Origin of the sequence: Danxiaibacter flavus, assembly GCF_041060425.1 — a bacterium.
Classification (GTDB): Bacteria; Bacteroidota; Bacteroidia; order Chitinophagales; family Chitinophagaceae; genus Danxiaibacter; species Danxiaibacter flavus.
Genome location: NZ_JAULBC010000006.1, coordinates 36273 through 48141, shown reverse-complemented (window position 1 = coordinate 48141; position 11869 = coordinate 36273). Strand labels below are relative to the sequence as shown.

Here is an 11869-nt window from a genome sequence, read left to right as displayed (position 1 = left end):
GTTAATGTTTTAATTCTGCAGAATATGTATCCGGTCAAGAACACTTAGTGTGTAATCCGGACAAGCTTCTTTCCTGGATGCCACATAAGCGCCTAACCTGCTTGCAAAATCAAGCGCTTCCACAGGTGGTGCCCGGTCAATAAGCTTCGAAATAATTGCGGCGAGAAATGCATCTCCACTACCTGATGTACCGGCAACTTTAACTGTATAGCCTGGGTGACTATAAAATGTTTCATCCAAATTGAATAATGCACCATCATTCCCTTTGGTAACGATGATGCTCTTTATATTAAATCGTTCTCTCAATGACTTGACCCTTTCCAGATCATTTTTATAATCGTTGTACCAGCCTGAAACGAGATGCAGCTCTGCGATGTTCATTTTAAGAACATCAGTTTTTCCCAAAAGCTCTTCTATTAGCTGCTGATGAAAAAATGGCGACCGGATATTAATATCAAACACTTTTATTTTGGCTATTTCCATACACTGAAAAAGGATATTTTTTGACTGCGCATTTCTTGCAACAAGACTTCCGAATACGAAGTAGGACGCATTTTGAAGCAGGGATTCAAAGTCATCTTCCCATTGAATGTAATCCCAGGCTGCAGGCTTTACTATATCGTACACCATTTCATCGTCCTTCTTTATTCGTGTATGCACAACACCTGTTTGGGTATGATAATCTACCTGGAAAAAATCTGTTGAAATACCGCAGCCAGATAACAAATTGATCAGCTCTTTACCTTTATCATCAAAGCCTACACGAGTAATCAGCGCAGGGCTTTTACCAAGCTTATTCAAATGATAAGCAACATTCATTGGCGCTCCGCACGGCACAGCCCTTTGAGGCAGAACATTCCAAAGAATTTCACCAAAGCATATTACCTGGTAAGTATTGCCGGACATACACGAACGTTTATTCAATCACAATCCGAATACCAGACACGGGATATTGAAATTTCAATTGTCGCTCCAAATAACCTCTATCTTATCAATGCAACACCAATGTCCTTTCAATCTGCTCGAGCGATTTACCTTTTGTTTCAGGCATGATCTTCCATACAAAAAGCAATTGCAAAACCATCATAACACTGAAGAAAAGAAAGGTATTTCCCCCTCCTAATTTTTCTGCAAGAACTGGAAAGGAGAAAGCGATAACAGCAGCCATAAACCAATGGGTAAAGCTGCCCAATGTCTGCCCTTTTGCTCTTACATTATTTGGAAATATTTCTGATATAAACACCCATATTACCGCACCTTGAGAAAAGGCAAAAAAGGCGATGTAGACCATCAGGTATACGATGATCCCGAAGCCGCTAAAATCCTGCCTGTAAAATGTGAGTGACACCATACCAAGCGTTACAATCAACCCAAGAGAACCAATCAGCATTAATGTTCGTCTTCCTATTTTATCAATGAAGTTGATGGCGATAAGTGTAAAGGTGAAGTTGACGATTCCTATACCAGCCGTGGACAACAAAGAAGATTGCCTGCCCAAACCGGTCATCTCAAAAATTCTCGGTGCATAATAAATAATGGCATTGATGCCGGACACCTGGTTAAACATGGCAAAACAAACCGCCAGAAAAACCGGAAAGCGGTATTTTTTTGACAGCAGTGAATCAGAAGATGTAGTTGCATGTTCCTCCTTATTATTCTCAACTATAGCCTGTAACTCGCTTTCATATTCATCGGCATTGATAATCTTAAGAACAGCTCTCGCTGCATCCAGCTTATTTTTTTTCAGGATAAGCCATCTCGGTGTTTCGGGAACAAAACGCAGCAGGACTAAAAAAAGAAAAGAGGGTACGGCCTGAATCCCCAGCATTAACCGCCAGGATGATTCTCCACCAACTAACTGCCCAATTAAATAATTCGAGAAATATGAGATAAGAATCCCGAAGACCACGTTAAACTGAAACATCATTACCAACCGGCCTCTGTATGCCGGCGGTGATATTTCTGATATATATACCGGCGCCGTAACTGATGAAGCACCAACCCCCAGGCCACCAATAAATCTGAACACAAGGAATGCATACCAGTTAGTGGATATTGCCGAACCTACTGAAGCAATGAGATAGGTAATGGCAATAAAGACGAGTGTCTTTTTTCTGCCCAGCCTGTCAGACGGGATGCTGCCAGTTAGCGCTCCTATAATTGTGCCGATCAATGCAATCGATACAGTGAAGCCATGTTCAAAGGCTGAGAGATGCCAGTATTGCTGAATAGATTCTTCCGCGCCGGAAATTACCGCAGTATCAAATCCAAAAAGAAAGCCACCCAACGCAACAACAATACTCCACAAAAGAACTTTTTTCTTATTCATAAGCAAGAGCGTTAGTGCTTACAAAGTAGCCCGCCAGAAAAAAAATTCTTTTAGTTATTGTATCAAATCTTTTAAAAATTGTAAAAGTGAGTAAGAAAAAAATAGTGCTTTGAAAATCAGAATTTTAAAGTTGAAAAAGCCATCACCGAACTCGAATGATTTACAAAATTGTAACGGGGAGTTTTAATATTTTTTCAAAATACCTGACTCGAAAACTGCTTTAAAGGGAGCGAATCATTACTCGCACATCAGCGGCATATATAAGCTTCTTGGAATTGATCCATTATTAATTTTCCGGTTACTTATCACCGAAGAGCCGTTCTAATGCCTTTGCTATACCATCATTATTATTTGTGTCAGTCACAAACGTAGCTACCTGCTTTACTTCTTCCGGCGCATTTCCCATCACTACACTTGTCCCGGAGAATTGAAGCATATCTATATCATTGAAATTGTCACCGATTGCGATTATTTGTTGCGGATTAAACTCATAAACATCCAACAATTTTTGGACACCTTGCTTTTTTGACGCATTGAGATTCGTAATCTCCAGGTACGTAGTTTTAGACTTATGAATATTAAGATGTTCAAAGCCCGAATGCTTTAAATATTTTTCAGCACGATCAATCTCTTCCGGTTCTCCCATGCAAAGCAGCTTGTTTGCGCAAAACTCATTTTCAAGAAGTTCGGCAAAATCAATTCTGTTGATGACGGAATGCGTGATTGCACTTTCCTGTTCAATCCATTTGTCTATTTTCTCCGCAAACCAGTCGTGATGCTTATAGACGCTTATGTTTATGTCAAAGTCATTCAACAAATGAACGATATTTTTCAGGTCTGACGTTTCGACCTGCTGATCATGCAATATTGTATTCTCACGAACGATTAAGGCACCATTAAAACAAACTATAGGATTATTGGAAATGCCCAGTTCATCATACAGAAATAAAGATGCACCGGGCGATCTTGCGGTAACGATAACAACCAACACACCCATCCGATGAATCCATCCTATTGCTTCCCTCGTGGCACGGGATATTTCCAGCTTATCTGTTAAAAGCGTTCCGTCAACGTCAATAAATATTGCGCGATATTTCATGTAAACAACTTAAAGTAATTATTTTATAAAAACGCATTACCCGGTTTACTTTTCATGAAACAAAATAAAAAGCTTAAATTACTTAGGCTGGAATCTTTTGAATGCTTGCCCGGAATTTTCCTGGAGCCGATATTAAGATGTAACGGATTTTATTGCCATTGCTTGTCATACTCCACACCAACAGGCTTGTTAGCCACAACCTGAAATTTTCATAAAAACACAACGATAATTTTAATCAAGTTTTAATTTAAACGAAGATTGCCTGATGAAAGTTTTCATGTCCATTTTGAATTTAATCTTGCTTCAAAAAAAGATCTTTTTCACAACCCTGGGCATTTTTATACTGGCCTGCAACAGCAAATCAGATCAAAAGAAGTATCTCGTTGGTTTCTCTCAATGTACAATGGTAAACAAATGGAGGCAAACCATGCTGGAGGGGATGCAACGAGAGCTCTCATTTCACCCGGAGATCAACTTTATATTTAAAGATGCTAATGGAAGCACGGAAAAACAAATTGAACAGATACAGGAACTGATAGATGAAAATATTAACCTGCTAATTGTATCTCCCAACAAAGCTGAACCCATCACCCCTATTGTAGAAAAGGCTTTCGCCAGGGGAATACGGGTGATAATTGTGGACAGGCGAACATCATCTGATAAGTATACAGCTTATGTGGGTGCGCGAAATTATGACGTAGGCTTAAGCGCCGGAGCTTTTGCAAATTCTATTTTAAAAGGAAAGGGCAACGTGCTGGAAGTATCAGACATACCGGGTTCATCGGCGGATATTGACAGACACAATGGCTTTGTTGATTTTATTAAGAAGTATCCCGGAATAAATTACAAAGCCAGGATATACTTTCCCGGCGATGAAAACCCATCTGGCGACAACCTTATGCAATTCCTGCAAACCAATCCCGACATTCAATTAATATTTTGTCAGAACGACCGGCTGGCGCTTTCAGCCTATAGGGTGAGTGAATCAAAAGGACTTGATAAAAAGATTTCGATTATCGGTGTCGACGGACTTCCGGGAATAAACGGCGGCATTGACCTTGTTGAAAAAGGCGCATTAAAAGCTACGATATTGTATCCCAGCGGCGGCGAGGAAGCAATTTTAACTGCCGTAAATATTCTTGAAAACAAAACATACAGAAAGGAAAATCCACTTGCCAGTACAGTTATCGATTCTTCGAATGTACGTATTGTGAAAATGCAAAATGAGAAAATACTGGCACAGCAAAGCGATATTGACCGAAGGCAAAAGAAGATACAGGAAGAAGAGATCATTACGCAAAATCAATCGAACATTATTTATGCTATTTCGGTTTCTTTGGCCCTGGCCCTGATTTTTGGATCGATATTATTCTATTATCTTTTGGAAAATAAGAAAATTAACAAGCGACTTGCCATACAAAATGAAGAGATCATTAATCAGCGTAACCAGTTGATAGAACTAAGTAAAAAGGCAAATGAAGCCAACGATGCTAAAATAAAATTCTTTACGAAGATCTCGCATGAATTAAGAACACCGCTTACATTAATCCTTGGTCCGTTAGAAGAACTGTTGCAAAATGAAACAGTATATCGAAATGCCGGACGCAGTCTTTTACTGATGCATAAGAACACGATCATGTTACTGCGCCTTATAAATCAGTTGATGGACTTTAGAAAGATTGAGATTGATAAACTGAAATTACGGTTCTCCGAAAATGATATCGTTTTATTCCTGAATCAGATTATCGAAGCCTACAAGGAGTTTGCAAAAAAAAGAAATATTGATCTGCGTTTTGTAACAAATATCCCCTGCCTGAATGTTTGGTTTGATGAAACAATGCTTGACAAAGTTCTGTTCAACCTGCTGTCTAACGCATTTAAATTTACCAACGACAACGGTTATATATATGTCTCTATATCCAAAGATGAGGAAGGAAAGAATGTACGCATAACTGTTGAAGACAATGGCGTGGGCATGAGTGAAACAGGGATTCAACATGCGTTTGAATTATTCTACCAGGGCGAATATGAGAACTATAAAGGTTCCGGCCTCGGGCTTGCCCTTTCAAAAGAACTCATACTGCTGCATAAAGGCACCATAGAAGTTCAGAGTGAAAAATGGAAAGGAACAAAGTTCATTATTACGCTTCCTTTAGGAGATAGCCATCTTGAAAAAAGCGAGATCATCAATAAGGAAATTGCCAACATCGTTTTGCATGAAGATGAAAAGATCTATACTTCTGAATTATTGCCGCAGCCGACCACGGAAGAAACGCCAGACACTGCGGTTCCTAATGAGTATTCCATCCTTATTATCGAAGACTATAAGGATTTAAAAAACTACCTGAAGAACCGGCTGGGTAAATATTATGAGATACTGGAAGCGGACAATGGAACCGATGCTTTGCAACAGGCATTTGATGCCGTTCCGGATCTGATTATTTGCGATGTAATGATCCCCGGCAGAGACGGCTTTGAATTAACCAATGTACTTAAATCCGATATCCGCACCTCACATATTCCTGTAATACTGCTGACTGCAAAAACTTCAGTAGAAGCGCAGATTGAGGGCATGCGGCATCTCGCAGACTCATACATCACAAAACCTTTCAATCAGAAATTTCTGGAGGAAAATATCAGGAGCCTTTTAAAGAACCGTTCAATTCTACGGGAGCACTATTCCGGCGAAATTCCTTCCGAATTAAAAATCCAAACACTTAATAAAATAGATAAAAAATTTATCGCAGAATTCAATGCACTGATTGAAAGCAACATTGCCAATGAAAACTTTAGTGTTGAAGAGATCTGCAAACACATGGGGTTATCACGTATGCAATTGTACCGGAAAGTTAAAGCGCTGCTCAATGTAAACGCTAATGAATATGTGCTTAACAAACGCATGCAAAAAGCCAAATACCTGCTACAGCAAGAAGAGTTTACCATATCGGAAATTGCCTACAAGGTTGGCTTTTCATCGCTTGCTTATTTTTCAACAGTATTTAAATCGAAGTTTAATGTGACACCCAGTGAGTTTAGGGAGAAGAATAATGTGACGAAATAGTGAATGGTGAATGGTCAATAGTGAAAGATGCAACAGCGTACAATTTGGTGGGACAATTACATATTGCATGAGCAGATCGTAAATAGTGAAAGATGCAACAGTCGCATTGTTCGGTACAAGCACTATGTTTAACTGAGGGGTTATACCAGGTTTTAAGAAATTTCCTAAACAGTGCACTCTGTGAAAAAACTCCATGTCCTCTGTGGTAAAAAACAACTCCTTTTCAATAATACGACATTGATCTATTCAAAACCAGGTAACAATTCTCCTACTTGCCGCAGACTGCTTTTTTCTTGCCGCCGTTCTTTTTACCACCTGGTTCGTAGTCTTCTGTTTTTCAAAAATTGTATATTTAGTATCTGATGCATTCGTTTGCATAAAGGCCAGGCCACCCACCTGGCTTATTTTATTAAACCGCTAACTGATTGTGTATCCCAGAAAAACACTTCCGCCGGCTAATAGCATTATTTGCCTGCTGCATGCATTTACACTTCGCGCCTTTTCAGCGACTCCGATCTCTTATCCGGGGATAGAACACGGCCTCTCTAATAACTCAGTTACATGCATGTTCCAGGATCACAAAGGCAATATTTCATTTCTACTATTTTCTTATATACCTTCTATGCAAATAGTGAATAGTGAATGGTCAATGGTGAAGGTCCGGGCTGGCTAAGTAAATATATTGTCGTTTAAGTGCTACTATTATCCTGGGCAAAAACTCGTATTTGCTCTTTTATTTCTTAAATGGTTTAAAAAACTTCGCTCCCGTCAGCTTTGAGCTTTAGGCTTTGGGCTTTAAGCTTTATCGCCAATGATCGCTTATATGCCTTATATGGTTTAATATATCCGCTCTAGTGTTTGATTTCAGGTCTTTGTTCATAAAAAGCGACATCTCCATTTTTATTTACGTCAAGGATCACATTTTCCTTTCCATTTGTTAGTGATACAAAATAATTGATCTCCGTATCGGGTATTGAATAAATGTTTGATTCTGTTTCGGGATCGTTATCGACAAACTGTATAGTTTCTTCAACTTTATAATCCTTGTATTTAGCGTTGATGCGTTGCTGCGCTTTTTCAGGTAACTCAGAAAATGAAGCTGCTTTTGTTGTCGCGACTAAATCACCATCTGAAGAGAAATAGGCATTTTCGGTAACGCTATTCTGGATGAAAGTGGCTTTCATAAATTGTTCATCCAGGCTCCACGCAGGATTCGACGCGCCAGGAAAATTGATATCAAAAGACGATTCTATTACTGAAGGGACAAATAATTTGTGACTTTTTCCGGAAGCTTTTGCACTTGCTGAAAACAATACAACTGCAAATGTTGCAATGACGATCTTTTTCATAATTATTGTGTTTTGTATAAAGAAAGAACTACAGATACATTTTAGAAAAAGACGTTTAAAGCATAAGTGTTAAAGCTTTGTGGCTTTCATTTTTCTTAACAGAAGATGATATTTTGTTTATTTTATAGCGACGAATTCTAATACGCTTGTTAATAGATTTTAAAACAATCCACCAGGGAACGTAATTGCAATATTAATTCCCTGCTAACTATCTTTTAGGTTCTTTAAAAATTCACAACCTTGTAGTAAGCTTTTTTGGGTTGCAGATTTACATCAAAAAGCAGCGGATAATTTTTCCGTCCGGGTACAGGATAAGTATCCAGCCATGTATGTTTGTCAGATATATTCCAGAATGTTACTCCCGTAATAAACTGTCTGTACTTGCGAAAAGTATCGAATACCATTTTATATTGAGCAGCTTGTTGTTGCTCTTTTTCCGCAGTATAAGCATCATCATCAGATGGCAGCTTACTCCTCCGGTTCTTTTCCCATTTGTACACCGACATATCCAACTCTGTAAACTGCAATTGCAATCCAAGTGAAGAAAATCTTTGTATGGCATACTCAAGATCTTCGCGGGAAGGTTCAAAGATGCTCCAATGCGCCTGTAATCCTACTGCATGTATGGGCACTCCGTTATCTTTCAGTTGCTTCAACAGCTTATATACACGATCTGCTTTTTCACGACGTTCTGTGTTGTAGTCATTATAGAACAATATGGCATCAGGATCTGCGGCATGTGCATATTCGAAGGCCTTCGCAATGTATTCATCTCCGCAGATCTGTTGAAACAGGCTGTTGCGGATAAACTTTGAAGCATCATCATCAACGGCCTCATTCACCACGTCCCACGCATAGATCTTTCCTTTATAGCGATTGACTACAGTTGTAATATGTTCCTTTAACCGCTGTAACAATACCTCCTTGCTGACCAATTTGCCAGAAGAATCTGTAAAGAACCACGATGGAGTTTGCTCATGCCAGCACAAGTTGTGGCCGCGTACTTTTAGATTATGACGCTGTGCGAAAGCAACAATAGAGTCTGCATCTTTCCAATTATATTCATTTGGCCTGGGATGGATCGGTCCCATCTTCATGGCATTTTCAGGCGTGATGCTGTTGAAGTTTTTCAATATCAACGCTACTTCATCATCACGCTTTAGCGCTGCCGGAGACACTGCTACTCCAATTGAAAAGTAGTTCTTATAATAGTCTTTCAATCCTTTTGTACTATCAATATGCTTTGATATATCTTGCGCATGAAGTGCAAATGCACATTGTAAAAGTGTTAGCAGAATTGTTATTTGTTTCATATAACAAGTTTGATGTTTAGTAGCATTGCAATAGTTATTCGCAACCGATACATGAGATAAAACCCGGCATCGAAACAGCCGTTCTCTTTGCTTGTTCTTTTGGCTTAACCCAAAAGAACCAAAAACTCAAGGCAAACACGATGCCTCCGGCCGTTTTGCCGGCCCACGCCTCTCCAAAGTGCAGCACTGATCCGGCTTACACGTACATATTCTACACAGTTTTTCCCAAAGGTTGCAATCATTAATCCCCTTCTATTGCCGGAAGAAAAATATCGTTTGTCTTGTTGTTATCTTTTCCCTCTTTTTTCTTTACTTCACACGCAAAGTTGATGGAGTATCAGGACTTGCACACTCAGGCCTCATGGCTTGCAGTTCAAGTCGCGTTTCATTCCTGGTAGCTTATTCCACGTTCCTAATATCTTAGACCTCATACCTGAAACCTTCTACCTGTCGCCCTTGTTCATTTTCAATTTTCCACTTTCAATTTTCAATTCCTCACCCCTCACTTCCAATACCTCTCCGCAAAACTCAAAAATGTCGGCCAGTTAGGCCCCGTTGTATGGCCGCCGGCATGTTGGCGGAATGCAATATCACCGTCTGTCAAACCGGTTTCAATAGGAGGCATTGTATCAGTACCGAGATCCTTTTTACCGAGTAATTTATAAACCGGACCTGCATACAATCCACCAAGAAAAAGGCCTTTGCCATCAATCCAGTTTCCCTCAACTTTAGGCGAGCCAACACTTATAAATATGGGACGTGGTGCACACAAAGCAACCAGCTCATGCGCATCAACAGGAAGATCATTGGGCGTCAGCGGACCGGCATATTTAATAAAATTCCCTGCAAACCAGTGATACTCGGCTGAACTCGCCAGGTTTTCCACCTGCTCGCCAAATGTCCTGCGCAGGATCTTTGCTCCACCTGCTCCTGATGAACCGATAAAACCTATCGCAATGCGCGGTTCATAGGCCATGGCAACGATGGCAGCCTTACCGTAGCGGGACAATCCTTCGATAGCAATTCTTTTAGCATCAACAGCCTTGTCTGTTTCAAAGTAGTCGATCGCCCTGCTGGCTCCCCAGGCCCAGGCGCGTAATGTTCCCCAGTCATCGGGCTTACGTGATTGTCCTTTGTTGACCAGACCGATAATTCCTTTCGTCAAGCCAGCACCGTTATCAGCCTGAAAACTGGTCGGAATAAGGATTGCATAACCGTATCCTTTTGCAAGCACCTGCTGCTGCCACGAAAGTTCTTTTGGCGCACCCGGTGGAGATGCAGGCATTCTGAAGCCGGGAGGAAATATAAATCCAAACTCAACGATTACAGGCACCGGCGTCGTCACATTTGCAGGCGTTGTTAATGTCAGGTCTATATCAACATTAATCGATGGATAGGCACTGTTGTCTACATGACCAACCAATTTTTTTGTAACAACAGGAATATCCCCAACGGCCTCGCTAGTCACGCTTTTTACTTCCCAAGTAACTTTGGGGACCTCCTGCGGAACACGGCCATACACCTCGCGATCAAAATCTTCCACAATTTCTGGTCTGCGTTTCTCCCACCATGTTTTAGCATCGGTCACTTTTTCACCATTCTTTAGCACAAGAGGATCAGGCAGCGATGTATATGTAGTTGCTTTTGACTCATCAACATTAGCCGCATTTGGCGCTTCTGGATCACCGGAAGGGCCGGGCCTCAATGAATCGATATGCAACAATTCAAGCATTTTTTTATGATCGGCCTGCGACTCCTGTTGAATCGCTTTCATATTGGCGCGCCAGATGCTGTCGCGCTTCAGACTATCCGCAACATTGTTTTGTGCATGCAACGTACACAGGGTCATGCATTGAAAAAGAAAAAAGCCTGCAACTTTTTTCATGCTGTTTATTTTGTTTGTGATTGATATTGGCGGATGTAGGATGCTACTTCCGTCATAGGCGCTATCCAGATCTCTTTTTCATGTTGTTTGAGAAAATGTAAAAGCTGGCTGTGCGCTTCTAATGACACATTGAGTGAGTGACCACCGCCAACTCCATGAAACAGAAACACGAGCAAACTACCGGCATCCACCGCTTTTTTAACCAACGCAATTAACTCCGCTCCTGTTTGCCCGTTTATTCCATAACAGCCAATGTTGTACAGGTCCACATGCTGTATTTGCGGCATTTCTGGTTGTGTGCCACGGGCACCGGTAAATTCTTTCCGCAAAGGATCGAGATAGGCGGAGTCTCCGATTTTTACGTCTCCGCATGGATAGGCAAAACTTCTTTTGTCTTTTCCGTCGAATGCCTTAAGCAAAGTATTCATCATGTGAATCTCTTCATCAATGCGCTGGATCGCATAACGGCTCAGATCCTTTTCAGCAGTTACAAATCCACGGCCTGGCAGGTTCCCAAGACAAGGATGGTAATAAGTATGATTGCCCAGCTCGTGACCATTTGCGCCTATTTTTTTCCACGCATCCATACGTGTATCTAACGTGCCTGTATAGTTGGACAAATAAAACGTCCCTTTCAATCCCAATGAATCAAGTGCAGGTGCCACGTTATCAATGTCTTCATTCAATGCATCATCATAAGTCAATACAACGGCGCATTTTTTTAAATTCCATACATTTCCTTTTTGCGCATACACAAATGAGTATGCACAAACTAATACAATAAGCGTTATGATCTTAGTAGTCATGAATTTGGCAATGTGTTTTACTAAATG

At 40.6% G+C, this 11869-nt stretch carries 9 protein-coding genes; 2 read left to right on the top strand and 7 right to left on the bottom strand.

Going from position 1 to position 11869, the window contains the following annotated elements:
• Window positions 1-9: 9 nt before the first annotated feature.
• The 3 genes from QTN47_RS17470 to QTN47_RS17460 all read right to left on the bottom strand — a co-directional run bounded on the left by QTN47_RS17470 (window position 10) and on the right by QTN47_RS17460 (window position 3428).
• Complete coding sequence (locus QTN47_RS17470) at window positions 10-906, bottom strand: carbohydrate kinase family protein (RefSeq protein ID WP_369330695.1); 897 nt, start codon at window positions 904-906, stop codon at window positions 10-12.
• Between the two features lie 85 nt (window positions 907-991).
• Entirely contained in the window at window positions 992-2329 is a 1338-nt protein-coding gene (locus QTN47_RS17465) for a sugar porter family MFS transporter (RefSeq protein ID WP_369330694.1), read from the bottom strand.
• Window positions 2330-2627: 298 nt separating this feature from the next.
• A complete protein-coding gene (locus tag QTN47_RS17460) occupies window positions 2628-3428 on the bottom strand; it encodes a Cof-type HAD-IIB family hydrolase (RefSeq protein WP_369330693.1) in 801 nt (266 codons plus the stop codon).
• 265 nt (window positions 3429-3693) lie between these two features.
• Between QTN47_RS17460 and QTN47_RS17455 the strand changes: the two genes are divergently transcribed.
• Both QTN47_RS17455 and QTN47_RS17450 read left to right on the top strand, forming a co-directional pair.
• Window positions 3694-6489 (top strand): hybrid sensor histidine kinase/response regulator transcription factor, encoded by a 2796-nt coding sequence (locus QTN47_RS17455; protein ID WP_369330692.1) that lies wholly within the window; start codon window positions 3694-3696, stop codon window positions 6487-6489.
• Window positions 6490-6916: 427 nt separating this feature from the next.
• Window positions 6917-7162 carry a hypothetical protein gene (locus QTN47_RS17450; protein ID WP_369330691.1) on the top strand — a complete coding sequence of 82 codons (246 nt, stop codon included), beginning with the start codon at window positions 6917-6919 and terminating at the stop codon, window positions 7160-7162.
• A gap of 178 nt (window positions 7163-7340) precedes the next feature.
• Here QTN47_RS17450 and QTN47_RS17445 read toward each other — a convergent pair whose 3' ends face one another.
• The 4 genes from QTN47_RS17445 to QTN47_RS17430 all read right to left on the bottom strand — a co-directional run bounded on the left by QTN47_RS17445 (window position 7341) and on the right by QTN47_RS17430 (window position 11842).
• Window positions 7341-7838, bottom strand: coding sequence for a hypothetical protein (locus QTN47_RS17445; RefSeq protein ID WP_369330690.1), 498 nt, complete (start codon window positions 7836-7838; stop codon window positions 7341-7343).
• A gap of 224 nt (window positions 7839-8062) precedes the next feature.
• Window positions 8063-9151, bottom strand: a complete 1089-nt coding sequence (locus QTN47_RS17440) for an endo-1,4-beta-xylanase (RefSeq protein WP_369330689.1) — start codon at window positions 9149-9151, stop codon at window positions 8063-8065.
• A 502-nt stretch (window positions 9152-9653) separates the two neighbouring features.
• The gene (locus QTN47_RS17435) at window positions 9654-11036 is read right to left on the bottom strand and encodes a glucuronyl esterase domain-containing protein (protein WP_369330688.1); all 1383 of its coding nucleotides are present in this window, start codon (window positions 11034-11036) and stop codon (window positions 9654-9656) included.
• A gap of 5 nt (window positions 11037-11041) precedes the next feature.
• A complete protein-coding gene (locus tag QTN47_RS17430) occupies window positions 11042-11842 on the bottom strand; it encodes a polysaccharide deacetylase family protein (protein ID WP_369330687.1) in 801 nt (266 codons plus the stop codon).
• Window positions 11843-11869 lie beyond the last annotated feature (27 nt).

What these genes read in the sequence shown, in the direction of transcription:
- QTN47_RS17470 (WP_369330695.1), bottom strand. Translation starts at nt 906, where the DNA reads ATGTCCGGCAATACTTACCAGGTAATATGCTTTGGTGAAATTCTTTGG.
- QTN47_RS17465 (WP_369330694.1), bottom strand. Translation starts at nt 2,329, where the DNA reads ATGAATAAGAAAAAAGTTCTTTTGTGGAGTATTGTTGTTGCGTTGGGT.
- QTN47_RS17460 (WP_369330693.1), bottom strand. Translation starts at nt 3,428, where the DNA reads ATGAAATATCGCGCAATATTTATTGACGTTGACGGAACGCTTTTAACA.
- QTN47_RS17455 (WP_369330692.1), top strand. Translation starts at nt 3,694, where the DNA reads ATGAAAGTTTTCATGTCCATTTTGAATTTAATCTTGCTTCAAAAAAAG.
- QTN47_RS17445 (WP_369330690.1), bottom strand. Translation starts at nt 7,838, where the DNA reads ATGAAAAAGATCGTCATTGCAACATTTGCAGTTGTATTGTTTTCAGCA.
- QTN47_RS17440 (WP_369330689.1), bottom strand. Translation starts at nt 9,151, where the DNA reads ATGAAACAAATAACAATTCTGCTAACACTTTTACAATGTGCATTTGCA.
- QTN47_RS17435 (WP_369330688.1), bottom strand. Translation starts at nt 11,036, where the DNA reads ATGAAAAAAGTTGCAGGCTTTTTTCTTTTTCAATGCATGACCCTGTGT.
- QTN47_RS17430 (WP_369330687.1), bottom strand. Translation starts at nt 11,842, where the DNA reads ATGACTACTAAGATCATAACGCTTATTGTATTAGTTTGTGCATACTCA.